Annotated in this window: 18 protein-coding genes; 12 read left to right on the top strand and 6 right to left on the bottom strand. The window is 45.3% G+C overall.

What is annotated here, in order from left to right; translation table 11 throughout:
• The first annotated feature begins 94 nt into the window (after positions 1-94).
• The 4 genes from GJS45_RS12925 to GJS45_RS12910 all read left to right on the top strand — a co-directional run bounded on the left by GJS45_RS12925 (position 95) and on the right by GJS45_RS12910 (position 6,166).
• The gene (locus GJS45_RS12925) at positions 95-2,029 is read left to right on the top strand and encodes a fumarate reductase/succinate dehydrogenase flavoprotein subunit (RefSeq protein ID WP_162342258.1); all 1,935 of its coding nucleotides are present in this window, start codon (positions 95-97) and stop codon (positions 2,027-2,029) included.
• Positions 2,029-2,757: a succinate dehydrogenase/fumarate reductase iron-sulfur subunit gene (locus GJS45_RS12920; RefSeq protein WP_162342257.1), complete on the top strand. Its 729-nt coding sequence runs from the start codon at positions 2,029-2,031 to the stop codon at positions 2,755-2,757. Before GJS45_RS12925 ends, GJS45_RS12920 begins: the two co-directional genes overlap by 1 nt.
• Positions 2,758-2,767: 10 nt before the next feature.
• On the top strand, positions 2,768-4,300 hold the full coding sequence (locus tag GJS45_RS12915; RefSeq protein WP_162342256.1) for a Ppx/GppA phosphatase family protein: 1,533 nt from the start codon (positions 2,768-2,770) through the stop codon (positions 4,298-4,300).
• 126 nt (positions 4,301-4,426) lie between these two features.
• Complete coding sequence (locus GJS45_RS12910; RefSeq protein ID WP_162342255.1) at positions 4,427-6,166, top strand: SulP family inorganic anion transporter; 1,740 nt, start codon at positions 4,427-4,429, stop codon at positions 6,164-6,166.
• 189 nt (positions 6,167-6,355) lie between these two features.
• Here GJS45_RS12910 and GJS45_RS12905 read toward each other — a convergent pair whose 3' ends face one another.
• Positions 6,356-6,955, bottom strand: a complete 600-nt coding sequence (locus GJS45_RS12905; protein ID WP_235954740.1) for a superoxide dismutase family protein — start codon at positions 6,953-6,955, stop codon at positions 6,356-6,358.
• Positions 6,956-7,239: 284 nt separating this feature from the next.
• On the opposite strand from GJS45_RS12905, the gene GJS45_RS12900 reads away from it, so the two are divergent.
• The gene (locus GJS45_RS12900; RefSeq protein ID WP_162342254.1) at positions 7,240-8,802 is read left to right on the top strand and encodes an ArnT family glycosyltransferase; all 1,563 of its coding nucleotides are present in this window, start codon (positions 7,240-7,242) and stop codon (positions 8,800-8,802) included.
• On the opposite strand, the gene GJS45_RS12895 is transcribed toward GJS45_RS12900, so the two are convergent.
• On the bottom strand, positions 8,792-9,508 hold the full coding sequence (locus GJS45_RS12895) for a phosphatase PAP2 family protein (RefSeq protein ID WP_162342253.1): 717 nt from the start codon (positions 9,506-9,508) through the stop codon (positions 8,792-8,794). The genes GJS45_RS12900 and GJS45_RS12895 overlap by 11 nt on opposite strands.
• A 317-nt stretch (positions 9,509-9,825) precedes the next feature.
• On the opposite strand from GJS45_RS12895, the gene GJS45_RS12890 reads away from it, so the two are divergent.
• Both GJS45_RS12890 and GJS45_RS12885 read left to right on the top strand, forming a co-directional pair.
• A complete protein-coding gene (locus GJS45_RS12890; RefSeq protein WP_162342252.1) occupies positions 9,826-10,470 on the top strand; it encodes an ureidoglycolate lyase in 645 nt (214 codons plus the stop codon).
• 218 nt (positions 10,471-10,688) lie between these two features.
• Positions 10,689-10,898 (top strand): hypothetical protein, encoded by a 210-nt coding sequence (locus tag GJS45_RS12885; protein WP_162342251.1) that lies wholly within the window; start codon positions 10,689-10,691, stop codon positions 10,896-10,898.
• 251 nt (positions 10,899-11,149) lie between these two features.
• On the opposite strand, the gene GJS45_RS12880 is transcribed toward GJS45_RS12885, so the two are convergent.
• Positions 11,150-11,362 (bottom strand): hypothetical protein, encoded by a 213-nt coding sequence (locus tag GJS45_RS12880; protein ID WP_162342250.1) that lies wholly within the window; start codon positions 11,360-11,362, stop codon positions 11,150-11,152.
• Between the two features lie 432 nt (positions 11,363-11,794).
• Between GJS45_RS12880 and GJS45_RS12875 the strand changes: the two genes are divergently transcribed.
• The 5 genes from GJS45_RS12875 (at position 11,795) to GJS45_RS12855 (ending at position 17,952) form a co-directional block, all read left to right on the top strand.
• On the top strand, positions 11,795-13,381 hold the full coding sequence (locus GJS45_RS12875; RefSeq protein WP_162342249.1) for a PKD domain-containing protein: 1,587 nt from the start codon (positions 11,795-11,797) through the stop codon (positions 13,379-13,381).
• Between the two features lie 95 nt (positions 13,382-13,476).
• Positions 13,477-14,712 carry a M16 family metallopeptidase gene (locus GJS45_RS12870; RefSeq protein WP_162342248.1) on the top strand — a complete coding sequence of 412 codons (1,236 nt, stop codon included), beginning with the start codon at positions 13,477-13,479 and terminating at the stop codon, positions 14,710-14,712.
• Complete coding sequence (locus GJS45_RS12865; protein WP_162342247.1) at positions 14,709-15,350, top strand: O-methyltransferase; 642 nt, start codon at positions 14,709-14,711, stop codon at positions 15,348-15,350. Before GJS45_RS12870 ends, GJS45_RS12865 begins: the two co-directional genes overlap by 4 nt.
• A 4-nt stretch (positions 15,351-15,354) precedes the next feature.
• The gene (locus GJS45_RS12860; RefSeq protein WP_162342246.1) at positions 15,355-16,923 is read left to right on the top strand and encodes a LysM peptidoglycan-binding domain-containing protein; all 1,569 of its coding nucleotides are present in this window, start codon (positions 15,355-15,357) and stop codon (positions 16,921-16,923) included.
• A gap of 45 nt (positions 16,924-16,968) precedes the next feature.
• A complete protein-coding gene (locus GJS45_RS12855; RefSeq protein WP_162342245.1) occupies positions 16,969-17,952 on the top strand; it encodes a DUF3078 domain-containing protein in 984 nt (327 codons plus the stop codon).
• On the opposite strand, the gene GJS45_RS12850 is transcribed toward GJS45_RS12855, so the two are convergent.
• The 3 genes from GJS45_RS12850 to GJS45_RS12840 form a co-directional block, all read right to left on the bottom strand.
• Entirely contained in the window at positions 17,949-18,398 is a 450-nt protein-coding gene (locus GJS45_RS12850) for a DNA polymerase III subunit gamma/tau (protein WP_162342244.1), read from the bottom strand. The genes GJS45_RS12855 and GJS45_RS12850 overlap by 4 nt on opposite strands.
• A gap of 125 nt (positions 18,399-18,523) precedes the next feature.
• Positions 18,524-19,669: a DNA polymerase III subunit gamma/tau gene (locus GJS45_RS12845; protein ID WP_162342243.1), complete on the bottom strand. Its 1,146-nt coding sequence runs from the start codon at positions 19,667-19,669 to the stop codon at positions 18,524-18,526.
• Positions 19,670-19,808: 139 nt separating this feature from the next.
• Positions 19,809-20,669, bottom strand: a complete 861-nt coding sequence (locus GJS45_RS12840) for a GNAT family N-acetyltransferase (RefSeq protein WP_162342242.1) — start codon at positions 20,667-20,669, stop codon at positions 19,809-19,811.
• Positions 20,670-20,750 lie beyond the last annotated feature (81 nt).

Genomic DNA, 20,750 nt, shown 5'->3' with positions numbered 1-20,750 from the left:
AGGTCGTTACTAAATGCTTTCGCCTGGCACTTTCATTGGGAACAATGGATATAATTTAGTATTATTAACATATATCAGCAGTAAATAAGTTTTCATGTATTTCAGCACAGACACCGCGACGACCCCAATACCTAAAATTCCAGAAGGAGACTTAAAGGATAAATGGAGTAATTTCAAAACCCATGCACGTTTGGTAAGCCCCAATAACCGGAAAAACTACCGGATTCTGGTAGTTGGAACGGGGCTTTCCGGAGCTTCGGCAGCCGCTTCGCTGGCGGAACTTGGTTACCAGGTAACTACTTTTTGTTTTCAGGACTCCCCCAGAAGAGCCCATTCGGTAGCAGCCCAGGGTGGTGTAAATGCCATGAAAAATTACAAAAACGACGGCGACAGTGTGTTCAGGATGTTTTATGACACCTTGAAAGGCGGAGATTTTCGATCCCGGGAAGCAAATGTCTATCGCCTGGCCGAATGCTCTGCCTCGCTCATTGACCAGGCAGTAGCACAGGGAGTGCCCTTTGCCAGGGAATACAGTGGGTATCTCAGCAACCGATCCTTTGGGGGGGTGCAGGTAAGCCGGACATTTTACGCCAGAGGGCAGACCGGGCAGCAACTACTCCTGGGTGCCTATCAGGCCATGATGCGTCAGGTTCATTTGGGCAGGGTTACTTGTTACAGTCGGCACGAGATGTTGGATTTGGTGACAGAAAATGGGGTAGCCAAAGGAATTTTGGTGCGAAACCTGGATACGGGGGAGATCAGCCGGCATGCGGCCCATGCAGTCGTGTTGGCCACCGGCGGTTTTGGGAAAATTTACTATTTGTCTACGCTGGCCATGGGTTGCAATGGATCGGCCATTTGGCGTGCTCATAAGAAAGGAGCATGGGCTTCCTGCCCTAGTTGGACCCAAATCCATCCAACCTGCCTGCCTCAATCCGGAAACCATCAGTCCAAGCTCACGCTCATGTCCGAATCCCTCCGAAACGATGGGAGGATTTGGACCCCGCGGGTTAAAAATGAAGATCGAAAACCCCTGGATATTCCCGAAGAAGACCGGGATTACTACCTGGAGCGAAGATATCCTTCTTTCGGAAACCTGGCACCGCGAGATATTGCATCCAGGGCTGCCAAGGAGCGCATTGATTCCGGTCATGGCGTGGGGCCGTTAAAAAATGCCGTTTTCCTGGATTTCAAGGATGCCATTGCCAATCAGGGAAAAGAGACGATCGTAAAAAAATACGGTAACCTTTTCAGCATGTACGAAAAAATAACCGGTATAAATGCCTACGAGCAGCCCATGATGATTTCGCCTGCGGCCCATTTTTCCATGGGAGGTCTTTGGGTAGACTATGAGCTCAGTTCCAGCATTTCCGGTTTGTATGTTATCGGAGAAGCTAACTTTTCAGACCACGGAGCCAATCGTCTTGGCGCTAATTCCCTGCTTCAGGCTTGCGTGGATGGTTACTACATTTTACCACAAACCCTGCCCCATTACCTGGCACAGCTAGTAAAAAGTGAAAAACCGGAAACGAATACCCCTGCCTTCGAAGAAAGTGAAAACAAGGTGAGAAAGCAACTCAGTGAATTATGTCAAATAAACGGCAGCAAAACAGTGGATCACTTTCACCGGGAACTGGGGAAAATTCTCTACGACAAATGCGGGCTTTCCCGGACCGAAAAGGGCCTTACGGCCGCAATCGAAGCCATCCGCAGCCTTAGGCAGGAATTTTACCAGAATTTAAAAATTCCTCCAAACGAAAACGGCATCAACGAGGAACTGGAAAAAGCCGGACGGGTGGCTGATTACCTGGAAATTGGAGAATTAATGTGTATTGATGCATTGAGCAGGCAAGAATCCTGTGGGGCCCATTTCAGGGAAGAGTTCCAGACCCCGGATGGGGAAGCAAAACGAAATGACCGGGAATATGCCTTTATATCCTGCTGGAAACCTGGGAATCCAAATCCGGTCCTTATCAAAGAACCGCTACATTTTGAGTTTACAGAACCCACTGAAAGAAGCTACAAATAATGAAGTTTAAATTAAAAATCTGGAGACAGGAAAGCACATCCGCCAAGGGGAAATTAGTCGATTATGAGGTAAAAGACATCTCAGCAGACACTTCCTTTCTGGAAATGTTGGATCAATTAAACGAAACGTTAATTCTCAGAGGAGAAAATCCGGTTTCTTTTGATTATGATTGCCGGGAAGGAATCTGCGGGCAATGCTGCCTATTTATTAACGGAAGAGCGCACGGACCCCTGGATCAAACCAGCACCTGCCAATTGCACATGCGTTCCTTCAAAGACGGGCAAACTATCTACGTAGAGCCTTTCCGCGCATCCGCATTTCCTATTAAAAAAGACCTTCGTATCGACCGGCAGGCACTGGACAAAATCATTGCCTCCGGCGGATACATTTCGGTATCAACCGGCCAAGCCCCGGAAGCGAATCAAACCCGCATCAGCAGTGAGGAGGTGGAAAGTGCCTTTGATGCAGCTTCCTGCATTGGATGTGGTGCTTGTGTCGCCTCCTGCAAAAATGGAAGTGCCGCCCTGTTCACCGCTGCGAAAATCAGCCACTTGTTTCAATTGCCTCAGGGGAAAATAGAGCACAAAAAAAGGACCCAAAACATGGTAAAAGCCATGGACCAGCTAGGCTTTGGTGCCTGTAGCAATACCGGTGCCTGTGAAGTAGAGTGCCCCCAAGGAATCTCTATTCGCCACATTGCCCTGATGAACAAGGAATATTGGAAATAACCAGGAAAAAATGAATCTGGCAGCAATAGATATTGGCACCAACAGCATCCACATGATCATCGTGAAGTTGCAACCCGAAAGTCGTTTTGATATTTTAATGCAGGAAAAAAGCATGGTCAAATTGGGAGCAGGCGTTTTTGCAAATAACGAACTGAGCCCTGAAGCCCTGGATACCGGCGTGGAAACCATCAAAAGGTACGTGCAACTGGCTGATCAATACGGCGTGGATGATATCATTGTAAACGCAACCAGTGCCAGCCGTGAGGCCAAAAACGGCAGGGAATTTCTAGACAGACTAATCCACGAGGCCGGTATTTCTCCCAGGTTGATCTCAGGAAAGGAGGAGTCACGCCTGATCTTTAAGGCCGTTAAAAAAGCGGTCTCCATCAAAAAAGAAAAAGTACTGGTACTGGATATCGGGGGAGGGAGTACGGAAGCTGTCGTGGGTGATGAAAATCAGGTGTATTTTGGAAACTCCATGAAACTAGGAGTGCTCCGTTTGCTAGACAGGGTGGGACATCAGGATCCCTTGTCTAAAAAAGAGCAACAGGCATTGAACCTTCACATACGGCAGGCCGCTTCAAAAATAATGGAAAAAGCGCTGGAAATCGGTTTTGATAAAGTCGTGGGCACCTCCGGCACCATCCGATCGCTGGCAGAAGCCTGCCTGGAAAAAAGCCAGAATCCTTCGCCGGAAAGTGTCAACGCAGAAGAAATCCACCTAAATGACCTGATCAAACTCCGGGATAAATTATCGACCGCCAGCCCGGAAGCCCGTGCCGCCATTCCAGGCATCAGTTCCAATCGGGCAGATGCGATTCACCTGGGAGCGATTTTGCTGGTAGCATTGCTCGAACTGGCAAAAACCGATAAAATCACCATTTCAGATGCTTCCCTTCGGGAAGGTATGATCCTGCAATACATCGAAAAACACAGGCTGCAAATTGGCGATGAAAACCAGGGAAAAAACCTGAAAGAAAAAAGCTGCTTCTGGCTAGCCAATCGCTATGAAACGGAGCTGGATGCCAAAAAACACATTTCCGGTTTGGCCCTACAGCTCTTTGACCAGCTCAAACACCTGCATCAGGCTGGGGATATGGAACGGAGTCTTCTCTACCATGCCTCTCTTATTTTTGATGTGGGACTTTATGTTAAATTCCAGGATTACCACAAACATTCCCGATACCTGATCAACAACAGTCAACTCCGGGGCTTTACGAACGAAGAAGTACTGCTTTTGGGCCATTTAGCAAGATACCATCGGAAAAAAGGACCCAAAAAGAAACACAAAAAGTTTAAAAAACTAACCTCTTCACACCGTAAACAAGTCAAGCTACTGGCTGGTATATTAAGGATTGCGATAGGACTGGATAAGACCAAAAACCAATGGGTGCAAAACGTCTATTGCCTTCCGGAAGCCTCCAAAATCCAGATACAGGTTTTTGCAGAAGAAAATATTGCCCTCGAACTATGGGAAGCCCGGCGGTTTTCGGATACCCTGAGCAGCTATCTGAAAAAGGATATTGAACTGGTAGCTGGCTGACGGCATTGCTGCTTGTGATAAAGATCACTTATTTTTAAAGGGATTTGAGTCAAATTTGTAGCTCTTAGATACTATTGCACAAAAAAATGCAATTCCAGTAATAGAAGTATACAAAAGAAGACTCCAATGGAAATAAAAAAATATTTACCCTTTTTGCAATGGCTTCCTCATTACGATAAAACGTATTTTAAGGGGGATTTATCTGCCGGCATCACAGTTGGAATTATGCTAATCCCGCAAGGCATGGCTTACGCCATGCTGGCTGGCCTGGAACCTATTCATGGCTTGTACGCGGTTACCATTCCGCTGCTATTATACGCTATTTTTGGCAGTTCCCGCCAACTGGCAGTAGGACCTGTAGCCATGGTCTCCCTGTTGACTGCTGCGGGCATCAGCAGCCTGGGCCCCGCATCTCCGGCCGAATATTTATTGTATGCGCTGACACTGGCCTTTTTAGTGGGATTAGTTCAGTTTTCCATGGGAGCACTTAGGCTGGGGTTTGTTGTCAATTTTCTTTCCCACCCCGTTATCAACGGCTTTACCTCAGCAGCAGCGATTATCATTGGACTAAGCCAAATAAAGCACCTCTTTAAAATTAACCTTCCCAACAGTGAACACATTCAGGAGATGCTACTGGCTATTTACCAAAATATAGGAGACATTCATTGGCTCACCTTTGGTATTGGAATGCTGGGAATTGTGATTATCAAGTTTGGAAAAAAAATTCATCCGTCCCTTCCCGCTCCATTAATCGCAGTGGTAATAGGGATTCTGTTGGTTTGGGGATTTGGATTAACACAAAGCGGTGTGAAAATCGTGGGAGATGTTCCCAGTGGTTTACCTGGCTTTTCCTTGCCCTCCTTTGATATCAATGGCTGGTCTACCCTGCTCCCCATAGCACTCACCATCTCCCTGGTTGGCTTTGCGGAAAGTTTTGCCGTGGCAAAAACCATTCAGGCAAAACACAAAAATTACCGGCTGGATGCCAATCAGGAGCTAATGGCTTTGGGAGTGGCCAATTTTGGTGCTTCCTTCTTCCAGGGATATCCCGTTACCGGTGGTTTTTCCAGAACGGCCGTGAACAACCAGGCGGGCGCAAAAACGACCATGGCTTCCGTGATCAGTGCCTTGCTGATCCTATTGACACTGTTGTTTTTTACCGGTTTATTTTATTACCTCCCCAGTGCCATTTTAGCGGCAGTGGTGTTAGTAGCTGTAGCAGGTCTAATCGACCTCAAAGAACCTGTCAACCTCTGGAAAAAAGATAAAACGGATTTTGCCATGCTAATCGCTACCTTTCTGATTACCCTTACGATGGGTATTGAGACGGGCATTATTGCGGGCATGGTGCTTTCCCTTTTGGTAGTCATTTACCGAGCCTCCCGGCCTCATATGGCCCAATTAGGCCGCGTACCCGGCACCAAGATTTATCGGAATATCAGGAGGTTTTCTGACCTGGAGATTAACCATAACCTGCTGATTGTTCGAATCGATGGCCCCATTTATTTTGCTAACGTTGAATATATTCGAGACAAAATGGGTCAATGGCTTATCGAAAGAAATCAACAAACCAAAATGATCATATTCAACATGGAAAGTGTCACCAGCATGGACAGTACCGGAGCGCATGCGCTTTATGAATGGATACAAGATTGGCGGGCCGAAAAAATAGATGTGTGTATCACCGGAACGAAAGGCCCCATTCGGGACGTGCTGAACAAATGGAACCTCATTGAATGCGTTGGCGCAGACCATATGTTTATAGACGACCATTCGGCTACGTCCTATTTTGAAAAAACGCTGGACAGCAAAAACCGAGAACACCTGGCTCCCTATGCCTTACAAAGTAATATTAATAAGAAGTGAGATTGGGTATATAGTATTTGGTGGTGACAGTTTGACCGATAACAAAATAAATCCCGATGGAAACTCCACCGGGATTTATTTTTCTTGGGTTAACAAGGACAATTATAAGGTATTATACATTCTCTAAAATAACGGTCCTTATCGTTAAACCAAAAGCTTTTTTTAGTAGGATTTTTATATCATTCGGGATTAACTCCCAGCCTGAATCACACCGCAAGCAACTCTGGCCCCTGCGGCTCCGGAAGGTTGAGATGTAAAGTCATCGGCATCGGCATGGATAATAACCGCTTTATTTACGATGTCCGAACCGGAACCATCACCGATGGTCCAGCCCTCCACTTCCATTTCAAGCGTACCGACACCATCGTCTCCGACTACCATATTGTCAATATCTCCACTATGGTATCCATCTTCACCTCTTTTGCCGTGAGGATCTCCCGTAGGATTCCAGTGCCCTCCGGCAGAAGTAGCATCCGCTGCACTGCAATCGCCATTCTCATGAAGGTGCAGGGCATGTTCTCCTGGACTCAGGTTTTCCACATCCATTACGAGACGAACCTTGCCATTTTCCAGGCTCGTAAAGGTGGCGGTACCGGTGACATTGCTACCACTGGCCCCAGACAGGATGGCGACGGCGGATTTGGTCTCCATCTCAGTAGCCATCATATCCCCCCTACCCATTTCGTCTTCCATAGTTGTTTCTTCTCCGGAATTATTGTTCCCTGAGCCACAGGCAAAGGCAAAACTGGCAATTCCTATAACGAATAAATAATTTACGCTTTTCATCATGATCCTTTTATTTTAATTAATTAATGGACAAGGTTAAATACAGAAAAAAATGTGCCAATTGTTACTATAACCAAATTTACTTAAAATTGATTGAGGTGGCGGCTTGAAATTTTCAATGCTCGGCTCAGATAAAAGGAATCAATAGCCAAATTGAAGTAGTTCACTACATGGCATTCAACCTGATAAACGAAAAATCATGCATTCATACTTAATGATTTTTTAATATACCTTCGAATACGTTGATTTTTTTATTCTCTACCTTCAGAATCAATTTATTGTTGCTTATGAAAAAAAGGGTATACTGGCTAATACTCGCTTCTTTTGTTATTCACTTTAGCAATATCGGAGGATATAGTATATACGCACTGGATGAGGCAAAAAATGCCACGGCAGCCATTGAAATGTGGCAATCTAACGAATGGATTTTGCCCACCTTCAATTCGGAACCCAGGTATGACAAACCACCATTACATTACTATGCCTTTGCCCTGGCCTACTCTTGGTTTGGCATCAGTCCTTTCGCCGCCAGATTTTTTCCCGCTTTACTTGGTTTTTGCTGCATTTGGCTGGTTTATGGTTTTACCAACATTGCGTTGAACAAAAATTCAGCATTTTGGGCTGCATTTGTTCTATGTTGCACCCCCCATTGGGTGATTCAATTCCACATGGCCGTGCCCGACGCTTTCTTGATATTTTTTTTAACCTGCTCTTTACTTAGTTTTTACACCTATTTGGCCAGGGAAACGAAACCGATTCACCTAATTCTACTGGCTTACGCCTCCCTGGGTCTGGCCGTTTTGAGCAAAGGACCGGTAGCCATGGTACTCACAGCCGGGATTTTATTGTGCTACCTCGTGGTAAGCAAGATTAGGCAATGGAAGCACTTACTGACTATCCTTTATCTTCCAGGCATTGTGCTCTTTCTTACGATAGCATTGCCCTGGTATGTGCTCGTTTCCCTCCAATCAGATGGGCTGTGGATTTCGGAATTTTTTATAAAGCATAATTTGAGCCGGTTTTCCGCTCCCATGGAAGGACATGGAGGAGGTCCATGGGTTACGTTTGGATACGTTATCGGTGGCACGATCCCGTTTTCAGCTCTATTATTTTTTAGAGTCAGAAGACTTAATGCCCTTTTTAAACCAAAAAACGATTTTCTTCTTTTTGCTGCCGTCTCTGTGGGAGTAATAGTGGCTTTCTTTGCCTTTTCAGGAACCAAACTTCCCAATTATACCGTTCCTGCGTATCCTTTCCTCGCCATTCTTTCAGGTTATAGTATACATCGAATGACCCAATCAACTAACCTAAGACCTATTAAAACGTTTGGCTATATCTCTGCGATCCTTCTGGCGTTGATCTCCATACTTCCTTATTTTATTTTTCAATCCAAGCAGGACCTTAATACCTACACGGAACCGGCTGTTTGCCTATTGATCGCTGGCATTGTATCCCTATGCCTCCTGATAGGGATGCTATTTCGAAAAAACCAGGGTTCTGATACGATAATCGCTGCAGGCATGGGATTTTATCTGTTTTCAGTTGCTTTTCTATACTTCACCGTTCCGGCACTCGACCGATTTAATCCGGTTTTAAACGCAGATATTCAGGCCTTGCGTCAAAATAAAACCTACTATTTTAAAATATACAATCCCGCCTTTTCCTTTTACTTGCAGAAGGAAATTGAAAACATTGAAAACATAACATCAATCCCCGGAAAAGGCTTTGTCATCACCCGGGAAAAGCACCTACAGGAATTTGACCGCATGGATATTCCGTTTACCGTCATGCACAAACAGAAGGATCTTTTTGAGAATCCGGTAACGGTGGTCTTACAGATTAACCCTTAGAATTAAAATTTTTCCACTTCGGCGCTGGAGGCAGCGATAGATTTGGAATTTTAATTACCAGGCGCTTGTCCCACCAAATTTGATAGGGAAAAGAATAAAGCAGGTAGTAAGCCGCCAAAGCTGAAAAAATCCCAACCATTGAACCGACGTATACATCCCAAATAAAATGTTGAAGTAGGTAAACGCGGCTGAAAGCGACCAGGATGGCCAGGGCCAAATAAAACATTTGCCACCGCTGTTTGATAGGTCGAATGATCAACAACAGGGCGACATATAAAAAAATACTGGCGGTATGACCTGAGGGGAAGGAATGGTAAAGCGCATTGGTCACTCCCTCAAATCGATGGAGGTCCTCCCCGTCAAAAAAAGCCAATGGTCTTGGACTATCTGGAAACCAAATTTTTTTTCCTAAATGAACCAAAATCGCATGAAGCAGAAAACCTATTCCCAGCATCAAGGCATCTGCATACCGGGATAAAAGCAACACCATCACAAGAAACAAGGCTACCAAACCATCTCCCAAATTCGTCAGGATTTTAAAAAACTGATCCAAAAACGGGGTTCGCTGGCCATTGATCCATAATTCCCAATATCCCTTTTCATGCGCTGCCAAAAAAAAAGGTAAAATAAGAAGTAATAACAGATAGCAAATCAAACAGACAGAAGAAGACGAAAGACCGCTTCTCTTCGAAAATCCAATTTTCATGATTTTAAGAATAAATTACAATATTTAAATCGCTGAAAATTAGGTAATTATTTATCCGGGTGGGTTAGGGCAAAATAATCAAATCGTTAAAATTGACTCGTGTTTCTAGTGCCAGAGCGATGGCATTTTAAAGATAAAATAATAAGCATTTTTTGTATTTCTAAGAAAAAAATAGGCATGCAAATCAGATCAAATCATCTTTCGATTACCGGAATTAGATACGTTTATTTCTTTAGCATCTTTCCGTAATTGAATGCAATTTCTTTATTTTTAGGTCCTGACAAATCAAGTTACAACCGCTCCTTTCCCCTTAAAAAATGAAAATTGACTATAAAAACCCACAGATCCCACCCGGAATCAAGACAGTAAAAGTACCTTTGGTTCAGGCTACCGAAACCTCGTTGAAAGGTTTTGGACAGCTGGTAAGCAAAGAGGAATACCAGCACTTCCCGATAGAAATTGTCCGCTGGCCTGCTTCTGGCTGGAGGAAAATAGACGAGGGTACCGGAGACGAGGCCGGAACCGTTTCAGGTGACTTCGAATTTTACTGGGAGGGTGATTTTTTCAAAGGGAAAAACCATGCCGTAGGTTCGGAGTACTTATTCGGTTGGAGTAAGTTACCGGAAATGGCAGACGCAGCCTCCACCGAAAAACCAAAAGAAGTATTGCTGTGGCATGCCAACTACCACCCTGACGGCGGGCAGTTGTTTTTCCCGCTTGATGGCAAACCGTTTATAACCGCACTGGCCCTACCTGGGGACGGGGCCAGGCCGGAGGATTTTGTAGCCTTTAGGGTGACCGGAGGAATGGGCCTGTATATTCACCCAAATGTATGGCACGAAGCCATTGTGCCCCTGGAAAAGAAAGCTGTATTCTATGACGAACAGGGGGCGATCCATGCCCGGGTAAGCATCCACTTCCCGAATGAATTCGGAGTCCTGTTACGCGTCCCCTTTGAATAACTTCCCCAGCCAAAAAGAAGTGGAACAGCAGCAGTTACACTAGAAAGAGCTCCGGGAAGCTTCTGAAAACTAATCAAATATTACTTTACTAAAACTTATTTAGTATCTGAAATTTATTATTTGATGCGTTTTTGTCAAGTAAAAGTCCTAATTCGGCATCATTTTTGGACAAATTAATATAAAGTAAACGAATAAAATTTCACCAAAATAAACCCATCATGTTTGAGAATTATTATGTAAACACGAACGCCCAACCGAATGGGGACCATGAGGTACATGTGGAAAGTTGCGATCACCTACCGGAATCGCAAAACAGAAAAGAATTGGGTAGATTTACCAGGTGCCAGGATGCTGTAAAAACCGCAAAAGAAACCTACCAACATTCCAATGGCTGCTTCTACTGTTGCCCTGCCTGCCATACCAGTTAAATACTGCACTTATCTACCGAATTTTTTTAGCTAATACCCTTTCGCAAAGACGGGGAAATTCATACCGATTAGCTGGAGGTATGCCCCGATAGCTACCCAGGGAGAATAGAAAGAATTGAGGAACCCTAAACCGGAGCCCTCCGATTTTCACCAACTTTCCTGGCATTCTACAAAAAAAATACCGCCCACCTGTCCCCCTTCTTAGCGGGCAGATGAGCGGCAACAACCGAAATATAAAACCGTTCAAAAAGTCAAGCCAAGGCTTCCTGACTTGTAACTCTGGAAGCTTTCCAAAGCAGATAAACAAATCCCGCTTGGGGAACCAACACCAACATAACCTGCGGAACCAAGGCTCCCGAACCCCAGGTCAAATCTAGGTTGAACATACTGGAAACCGCTAAGATTAGGGAAACCGAAACCAGCGCAAACAGATTGGCCAACATTAATTTTGTTTGATTTTTCATAGTAAAAAGAATTAAAAATTAAACCCTAAATACAGGCTATTTTCACTGCTAAAAGCCTATTTCATTGCTAAGGTCGGTTATAAAAACCGAATCACCAAACCCACAAATATGATGAAAAACAGGTATTTAGCCCCATTTTCATTACAAAAAATAAATAATGTAAATCGATTTAGGTAAACTGCATTTCACTTCAAAAAAAATTAAATAAAATAAAATCATTTTTTTTCTGCTTACGATTAAAAGCGAAAATTTCTCCAAAAAAGCCACTGACATCTACCAAGAAAAGCTTCCAGCCGAAACGGTGTCAAATCCTAAAATATATTGGAAATTGAAATTATATTCCGCATATTTACTGATTAGTGAATTCAATATGTAATTTTTAAAATTATATAGAATTTTATACCGTTAAAAATGGTTTTGGTCAGGAAAATAATGCTTTTGGTAGTTATGATTTTGGGGTTTTCCATCCTTGGATTCTCCCAAAACCAAAGCGAGCTTCTGGACCTGAGAGATTGCGAGAAAAGTTGCAGCTCCAGCAATTACACTGTCGAATCCGTGTACCTGAGTGATTCCAGTGGAACTCCGATCACCAATTCCCTGCTCACCTGTACTCCCGGAACGGAACAAACTACTTACATATCCTTCACCTACACCACCAGTTCTACTAGTGATGCACATAATGGGCGCTTGTTTGCCGACCTGCTGGTGGGGGATTCCACCCTCTTTTTAAATTATTATTTTGGAACGATCCCTTCCGCTAAAACCACTGCCGACACCCTAACCCTTGCTGCATTCCCCCTGACCTGGACATGTGGGGAAGTAGTTACCCTTCGAAACCCACTTTTGGCATGGACCACCAGTGCCTCCGCTGACCTTTCCGAATCCTACATCTGCAACGATTATCCTACTGCCCAGTGCCAGAATACCGTGGATATCGTGGTGGATGCTCCTTTAGCGGTGCAATTTGAATACAGTGCTGCCTGTCCGGTAAGTGGCAGCTCTGAGGTTACCTTTACCAGTACCACTAATGGAGGCCGAGAAGCCTACCAGTATAGCTGGACCTTTACCAATGCCAGCAGCAGTACTTCCAGCGCTGCCGATCCTGTCGTTCAGTTTACTTCCCCGGGCACTGCCGAACTGACTGTTACCGATGCCAATGGGACTCAAAACACCTTCAGCTCGGTGGTGGACGTTCCGGTAACCACCAGTCTGACGGGTACGGTCACCGACCATACCGATGATGAGAATCCTGATGGAGCCATCGATATAGAGATGCTTAGCACGGGAAACTATACTTTCTCGTGGACCGGACCCAATGGATTTAGCAGCAGCCAGCAAGACATCAGTAACCTGATTGCAGGTGATTACTCCCTCCTCGTCGCCGATGAATTCGGTTGTACCAGCACCTGGGATTTCGAGGTACTGTATTTTGGAGCCTTGCCCATTACCTGGGGAAAGGTAGAAGCACTGGTCCAATCTGATGCCTCCACCGTCAGCTTACAATGGTCGACGTTAATGGAAAGGGAATCCAGTCACTTTGAAATCCAGCGATCCATTGGGGATGTAGCCAATTTCGAAACCCTGGGAAAAGTTACCAGTAAAGGAAATAGCAACAAACTAACTTCTTACTACTTTGACGACCTGCTAATAGCCGACTATGCGTACCAGCGGGCTTATTACCGAATTTGCCAGTACAATATGGATGGATCCTTTGAATATAGCCAAACCGTAGCGGCACTACTACCTCAAGCCCCAAAAGGAAAAACAGACTGGGCCGTATACCCAAACCCTACACGTGGAAAGCCTTTGTATCTGAATTACTTTGGAACGGATTTACCTCTGAAAACTCCCCTCCGGATAGAAATCATCGGGCCCGCCACCTCTCTTGTTGTGGAAACAGAATGGAACAGGGTTCCATTACTATTGGATCAATGGGTACAGCGTCTCCCGCGAGGCTTGCTAATAGTAGAAGTCCGGTATGCTGCTACCATCCAACGGCTAAAATTGATCCGTGAATAAATGCTATCGCATCTGATGCACTTCGGTTCAATTTTTTATTTTCCCGGTTTCTTTCCCCATATTTGCTGTTATTTTTGTGTCTTGGAAAGCGAAGCATGGTATATAAGATTAAGGAACTAGATAACGGAATCAGAATAGTACACCAGGAAGTAAACAGCACCCGATTGGTGCATTGCGGGTTTATTCTGGATATCGGCAGCAGGGATGAAAATAAAGAACAGGAAGGGTTGGCCCATTTTTGGGAGCACATGGCTTTTAAAGGCACGAAAAAAAGGAAAGCTTTTCATATCATCAATCGGCTGGATTCGGTAGGAGGCGAGTTGAATGCCTATACCACTAAAGAAAAAATCTGTTTTTACGCCTCGGTATTGCGGCAGCATTGGACAAAGGCGGCAGAACTACTTTGTGACATCACTTTTAACAGCACCTTCCCAGCAAGACAAATCGATAAAGAAAGGCAGGTAATCCTGGAGGAAATGGCCATGTACAGGGACGCTCCGGATGATGCCATACAGGATGAATTTGATAAGTTACTTTTCCCGAACCACTCCCTGGGATACAATATTCTGGGAACCGAAAATACCGTCGGTCAATTCAGCCAGGAGGACTTCCTGAATTTTGTTGGCCAGCACCTGGACAGTTCCCGGATCGTCTGCTCTGTAGTGGGGAACATTAGCTTCCAAAAAGCCCTTCGTACGCTGGAACCGCTGCTAAGCAGCATACCGCCTACGAAAAGTTTTGCAAAAAGACGGCCCGTCCATGGCTACGCACCGGCGACAGGCATTCACTACAAGGAGATTTCCCAAACACATTGTGCTTTGGGGAAACCCGCTTTGTCTACATTTGATGAAAGGCGGTTTAAACTGTATTTGCTCAACAACATTTTGGGAGGCCCCAGTATGAATTCCCGGCTCAACATGGCATTGCGGGAAAAACACGGCCTGGCCTACAGCATTGAGTCTGTTTACCAGGCTTTTACCGATACCGGATTTATTGGCATTTACTATGGCACTGAAGAAAAAGCAGCCGCAAAAGCCAGAAAAATTGTCTTACGAGAGATTCAAAAGATTCGGGAGAAAAAACTGGGGACCATGCAACTGCATATGGGAAAAGAACAGACTATTGGACAGATGGCCATGGCTGAGGAGAATTACTCCGGCCTGATGCTGGTATACGGCAAGAACCTGCTTGACAAGGGGAAAATTGAATCCCTGGAAGAAATTTTTAAGAAAATCAGATCCTGTACTGCGGAGGAATTGCAGGATTTGGCCAACGAAGTGTATGATGTGGACCAATTCAGTTTTCTAACCTATTTACCTAAACCGATATGATAAGCGATGATTTATGGGAATATTGTGAAGCCTACAGCAGCCCGGAAGATGAATTACTTGCGCATATTGCCCGTCAGACTCACCTCAAGGTACTGAAACCGCGTATGCTATCCGGGCCACTGCAGGGTAAATTTTTAGAAATGCTGGTCAAAATGAGTGGTGCCAGTAAGGTTCTGGAAATCGGAACATTTACCGGCTATGCCACCATCTGCATGGCCCGTGGGCTCTCCGAAAAAGGGACGATTGTCACCTTGGATATCAATCGGGAACTCGAACCCATGGTCCGTGAATTTTTCTCGAAGTCGGGATTGGAAAACAAAATTGACTATCGATTGGGAAATGCCCTGGAACTGCTAGCCAAAACCGAGGAGACCTTCGATTTTGTATTTATCGATGCAGACAAACAAAACTATACCAATTACTACGATTTGGTCGTTGAAAGACTGGAACCGGGAGGCTTGATTGCAGCCGACAATATTCTTTGGTCGGGGAAAGTCCTTGCCAGGAACCGGAAAAAGCTTGATAAAGACACGGCTGCCATCATGGCATTCAATCAAAAGGTACTGGAAGATTCGCGTGTAGAAAATGTCGTATTACCCATTCGGGATGGCATCATGCTGGCAAGAAAGCATCCGTAACACCATGAAAATAACTTTTTTATTTGGTTTCCTCTTTACCGTTTTAAGCCTCTCGATGGCAGTGGGACAGGTGCCGCAGGTACCTAAAACCATCTACTTTGCAGGTATGACGCTACGGCTAAATAGTGCCGTTCAGAACGAGATTCAGGCAGAAGTAAATGCACAATACCGAAGCCCTTCTCATTTTCAAACGAAGCTGGACCGGGTCAATCTCTACCTGCCCATAGTCGAGCGGGTTTTGCACGAAGAAGGGGTGCCAACTGACTTCAAATACCTGGTCATCCAGGAAAGTAGCCTGATTTCAGATGCGGTCTCTACTTCCAACGCCGTTGGTTTCTGGCAATTCAAACAAGGAACCGCCGAAGAAGTATCGCTTCGCGTAGACCGGGAAATAGACGAGCGAAAAAACATTATATCCTCCACCAGGGGGGCTGCCACTTACCTAAAAAAGCACCAGAAATACCTGGACAACTGGGCCATCACACTCGTATCCTACCAAATGGGTCTGGGCGGTGCCAATAATTACTACAAGGGGCGCTATAAAGGGCAGCGCGAAATGGACCTGGACCGAAAAACCTACTGGTACCTAAAAAAATTCCTGGCCCATAAAATAGCCTATGAAGGCCAGATGGGCAAGACCGTCAGCAACGGTGATTATTTGCACGAATACCCGGTCAAGGGACCTACCGATTTAAAGGCAGTCGCAAGAAACCTCGGGCTGAGTGAGAGTCATCTCAGGAATTACAACAAATGGGCCATCCGAGGAAAAATTCCCGGAGATCGTACCTATGTGGTTACCTACATTCTGAGCGGAATTGTTCCGGAAAGACCAGTACTGGCCAGCAACCCACCGGTAGCTGCCGCTGATGGATTGATGCCGTTGCGAAAAAATGCTCAGGGATTCCCCAGGGTAACCGGCAATACAGCAAATGCCAGGCAGCCCAAAGAAATTAAAATCAATGGCATCAGGGGGATTTTATCAAATAGCGACAGCCAAAGCCAGCTTGCCTCCCAGGCTGGAATAAGCGAAAGAAAACTGAGACGTTCCAATGATTTAAAACCATCGGATCCGGTAACGGAAGGCAGGTACTACTATACCCGAAGGAAAAAGAGCAAAGGCGAACCGGACGAACATATTGTGCAGGTAGGCGAAACGCTTTGGGGGATATCTCAGCTGTATGGAATCCGACTTCACTCCCTTATGGCAAAGAACCGGGTCTACCGGGATGAGCAACTTTTGCCCGGAATGGTGCTGCGCCTGCGGAAGTATTACAAAAGAAATGAATCGATTGCCAGGGTGAAATTAACTCCCCCAAAACGACAGGCCACAACCCCGCTGCCGCCAGATAGAAGAGAAATCAATACGGCACCCAAGTCGCCTGCGGAAGTGGCCATCCCGGAACGCACCAAGGAACCGTCTGAACAGGTATTGGAATATTTGGTCCAGCCCGGAGACACCCTTTACGCTATTTCCAGAAAATATGGTATCACCGTGGAGGAGTTGAAAGCCTGGAATCAAATTGGGCCGGACAATATACTCTCCGTGGGACAAAAACTGAAAATTAGAAAATAAATCAAAGGAAATGACCGTATATTTGCCATTCACCTGAAAAAAACCATGTCTTACCGGATTTGTTTTACGATACTTTTATTGTTGATTTTCCGCTTTGGATACGGACAGGATTTATCCAAAGCGGATACTGTCATCATTGGTGGCGACACCCTGGTCATGTTGGGAGATTCCCTCATATTTACCACGGAAGACCCTCCCATTTATTGGGAAACCGGAGGGAATTTCAATCTCAGTCTGCAGCAGGTAAGTTTAAGTAATTGGGCTGCGGGGGGAGCCAGTTCTTTTGCGTTAAATACCGGTTTACAGCTTTCGGCGAGTTATAAAAAAGACAATATTATCTGGGACACCCAATTGGCCATCAACTACGGTATCAACCGGCAATCCGGCCGGGCCTTTCCTACCCGAAAATCAAACGATAATTTCAATTTCTCCAGTAAATATGGGCGGCAGCTAAGTGAAAAAATTTACCTGTCCACCCAAATAGATGCCAGAACGCAATTACTGGAAGGATACCGGTATTTTAGGCCTTCCGGAGCAGAAAGAGATAGTAGAAATCGCATTTCTGACTTACTGAGTCCGGGTTACGTACAATCCTCAACGGGGTTAAATTACCAGACTACTTTAGAAAATAACGGGAAATTCTCAACAATACTTTCTCCCTTTACCGGAAGGTTTACCATTGTTCTGGATGACTCCCTTAGCAGACAGGGAGCCTTCGGAGTGGTCCCCGGGGAGAAGGTGCGTCCGGAAGCAGGGGTGTCCTTGGGCACATCAGCCGACATACAACTAATGGACAATGTCCGCTGGAAAACCGACTTAAACCTCTTTTCCAATTATGAAAAGTTAGGCAATATGGTAGTAAACTTTAATTCCGTTGTAAGCCTTAAAGTTAATAAGTACATCACTACCCGAATAGAATCCATCCTTATCTACGACGAAAACGTGTTTATAGAGCAGGAAGATGGCTCTTCTGCCAGGGCCGTGCAGTTTCAAAACCTAATCAATTTTGGTATAGGCATTGATTTTTAAAAATCCGTTTGCAAACCAAACCGGTTTTTTAACTCTTTCAATGCAGGAGATTTTTTCAACAGGTAGCTCAGTTTCTCACTGGAGGTATACAACGATTTTGCCGGATCCATTGCCTCGGCTTTTACTTCAAAAATCACCTCCAGGTCTGGTTGATGTAGTTTTCTCCGAAGAATCCCGGTCAATTCAGGTTTGAGCTTGGGGAAAAGGTCTTCCTGCAATCCTCCCTGCAGGTAAAAAACAACCTGGTGATTTTTCACCTCAAACGGCTGTTGCAGCAGTGCCATTTCCATGTTTTTATGGCCGACTTTAAAGTCATCTTTCACCTCCTCCAGCGCAGTTTTCACCTCCTCTTCGCTGAGTATTCGTTGCGGACTCTCATTAGGGCGGCTTTCAATGGTCTCCTTTGGCGCTTCCTGCTTGACCTGTTGTGCTGGCCGATCCTTCATTTGTCGTTTGACATCTCCCAAATTGGAAGGGATGGGCTGGGACTTCTTCAGCGAAGGAGGCTGCTGTTCCTTGGGAGGTACAGGGGCATTAGCGACCGGTGTACCTGACCCGGAGTTTTCAGATGCTACGCTTTTTTTTTTGAAGGATCCTCGGCAAGGGCAGCCAGGTTGATCGCATGGGGAAGTTTTGCCAATTTCATCAAAACCAATTCCACATGCAGGCGTTGGTTTTTACTGCTCTTGTAGGCCATGTCTGCCTGATTGCAAATGGAAAGGGCTGAAAGTAAAAACGAAAGCGAGGTTTGCGCAGATTGCTCTATATACCGGTTTTTTGCCGATTCAGAAACCTGTAGCAACTGGGCCGTGTCCGGATCCTTGCAAACCATTAACTCCCGGAAATGCTCGCTGAGACCAACCAGAAAGTTGTGTCCGTCAAACCCCTTTTTTAGAATTTCGTCAAATATTAACAAGGACCTGGAAATACTTTCCTCCAATAAGGCTTCTGTTACTTTAAAGTAATAGTCATAATCGAGTACATGGAGGTTATTAATGGTTTCCTGATAGGTTACTTTCTTTCCGGCAGAAAAAGTAACAATCAAATCGAAAATGGAAAGCGCATCCCGAAGTGCCCCATCTGCTTTGGTAGCGATTAGCCTCAAGGCTTCTTCCTCATAATCTATCCCCTCCTCCTTTGAAATGTACTCCAGGTGTTGACTGATATCCTGGATCTGAATCCGGTTAAAATCAAAAATTTGACACCTGGATAAAATAGTAGGGATAATTTTATGCTTCTCGGTGGTAGCCAGTATAAAAAGGGCATGCTTGGGCGGTTCTTCCAGCGTTTTCAAAAACGCATTGAAGGCCTGGGTGGATAACATGTGCACCTCATCTATGATGTAGATTTTGTATTCCCCCTTTTGCGGCACGTACCGCACCTGATCTACCAGGTTTCGCATATCATCCACGGAATTATTGGAAGCAGCATCCAGTTCGTGCACATTAAAGGAACTATTGGAATTAAATGCTTCACAGGAACTGCAGGTATTGCAGGCCTCTCCGTTTTCAAGCCGTGATTCACAGTTTATCGTTTTGGCAAGAATTCGCGCACAGGTGGTTTTCCCTACCCCTCTGGGACCACAAAAAAGAAACGCCTGGGCCAGGTGTTCGTTTTTAATCGCATTTTTCAGGGTGGTGGTTATGTGGCTTTGCCCCACCACACTTTTGAAGTCCGAGGGTCTGTACTTTCGGGCAGAAACAACAAAATTTTCCATCGCTGCAAGTTATAAAATTAATCGAACTTAAATCCCTTCCCTCCGGGATTTTAGGTATTTACCGGAGGTAACTTACTGAAAATTTGACACTTAAAATACGCTCCTTCTTTCCCCATTATACTTACCAAAATAGCTTTCCCTATCCAAACTCCGGACCGGCTATCAGATAGTATTTTTCAGGTATCCCTGAATAACGGTTGTCCTGTAAATACATTCGAACCAATTCCCTCCGCTGTTCGAAGCCCCGATTCACCAACCAAGACATCAATTCTTGCCTGCTAGCGGCTACATCCAGCACCAGCGCGTGTTCATTTAATTGAGCAAGTGCCTGACTGATCAATCTTCTGGCTACCGTTTCATCTTTTGCCACCAAAGGACCTAGCTGTGTATAATCGCTCCCTTTTCTACTGAACAAAAAACCTTTTATTTCACCCCCTTCTTCCAGCATAAATGCTCCCGCCGGGAAGGCTGCCAATAAGTAACGGAGGACATTATCCCTGCCAGCTCCGAACACCATGGTATCCAATTTTTCAAGTTTTGGAAGATCTGCCACGGAAACCGGGCTGATTCCCGCATCCCGGTCAGGTTCCCGACGCGAAGGGTTCTCCTTTCTGATAAATCGCCACAGTGAATACTCCTTTTTAAAACCCAGCTGTTGGTAAACAAACCGGCCCTCCGGCGTTGCATCCAGTTTGATGGTGGAAAAGCCTTCCAACCGGTGAAGGATCTCTCGCATCAACATCTTGCTAATCCCCTTTCTGCGGAATTTCCGATCTACTAACATCATTCCGATCCATGCCAGCCTGCTCTGATAAGCAACTGCAGTAACCGTACCCACCGGTTTGTCTTCGACCACTGCCACCAGACAGAGGCTGGGCTGTTGTCTTAAAAAAAACTGCCAGTCCTCCCTGGTTTGGTTCCAGCCCTCGGTTTTTTTCAACACCAAGGCCAGGTCGAGGTCCTCAGGCAGCATTTGTCGAATGTAAATTTCAGCATCCATAGGCTTTTATCGATTCTCAAAGATCTACTATTTAAGAGTAAAGGGGAAATTTTTAAGGGCCGTTGCTATTTTTTTTCTATT

This window comes from Cyclobacterium salsum (genome assembly GCF_010119245.1).
Taxonomy (GTDB): Bacteria; Bacteroidota; Bacteroidia; order Cytophagales; family Cyclobacteriaceae; genus Cyclobacterium; species Cyclobacterium salsum.
This window is presented reverse-complemented; position numbering and strand designations above follow the sequence as displayed.

Coding starts and splice junctions, on each gene's coding strand:
- GJS45_RS12925 (WP_162342258.1), top strand. CDS start 95: ATGTATTTCAGCACAGACACCGCGACGACCCCAATACCTAAAATTCCA.
- GJS45_RS12840 (WP_162342242.1), bottom strand. CDS start 20,669: ATGGATGCTGAAATTTACATTCGACAAATGCTGCCTGAGGACCTCGAC.
- GJS45_RS12870 (WP_162342248.1), top strand. CDS start 13,477: ATGGTATATAAGATTAAGGAACTAGATAACGGAATCAGAATAGTACAC.
- GJS45_RS12880 (WP_162342250.1), bottom strand. CDS start 11,362: ATGAAAAATCAAACAAAATTAATGTTGGCCAATCTGTTTGCGCTGGTT.
- GJS45_RS12905 (WP_235954740.1), bottom strand. CDS start 6,955: ATGATGAAAAGCGTAAATTATTTATTCGTTATAGGAATTGCCAGTTTT.
- GJS45_RS12855 (WP_162342245.1), top strand. CDS start 16,969: ATGTCTTACCGGATTTGTTTTACGATACTTTTATTGTTGATTTTCCGC.
- GJS45_RS12900 (WP_162342254.1), top strand. CDS start 7,240: ATGAAAAAAAGGGTATACTGGCTAATACTCGCTTCTTTTGTTATTCAC.
- GJS45_RS12885 (WP_162342251.1), top strand. CDS start 10,689: ATGTTTGAGAATTATTATGTAAACACGAACGCCCAACCGAATGGGGAC.
- GJS45_RS12850 (WP_162342244.1), bottom strand. CDS start 18,398: ATGAAGGATCGGCCAGCACAACAGGTCAAGCAGGAAGCGCCAAAGGAG.
- GJS45_RS12915 (WP_162342256.1), top strand. CDS start 2,768: ATGAATCTGGCAGCAATAGATATTGGCACCAACAGCATCCACATGATC.
- GJS45_RS12910 (WP_162342255.1), top strand. CDS start 4,427: ATGGAAATAAAAAAATATTTACCCTTTTTGCAATGGCTTCCTCATTAC.
- GJS45_RS12890 (WP_162342252.1), top strand. CDS start 9,826: ATGAAAATTGACTATAAAAACCCACAGATCCCACCCGGAATCAAGACA.
- GJS45_RS12875 (WP_162342249.1), top strand. CDS start 11,795: ATGCTTTTGGTAGTTATGATTTTGGGGTTTTCCATCCTTGGATTCTCC.
- GJS45_RS12860 (WP_162342246.1), top strand. CDS start 15,355: ATGAAAATAACTTTTTTATTTGGTTTCCTCTTTACCGTTTTAAGCCTC.
- GJS45_RS12865 (WP_162342247.1), top strand. CDS start 14,709: ATGATAAGCGATGATTTATGGGAATATTGTGAAGCCTACAGCAGCCCG.
- GJS45_RS12920 (WP_162342257.1), top strand. CDS start 2,029: ATGAAGTTTAAATTAAAAATCTGGAGACAGGAAAGCACATCCGCCAAG.
- GJS45_RS12895 (WP_162342253.1), bottom strand. CDS start 9,508: ATGAAAATTGGATTTTCGAAGAGAAGCGGTCTTTCGTCTTCTTCTGTC.
- GJS45_RS12845 (WP_162342243.1), bottom strand. CDS start 19,669: ATGGAAAATTTTGTTGTTTCTGCCCGAAAGTACAGACCCTCGGACTTC.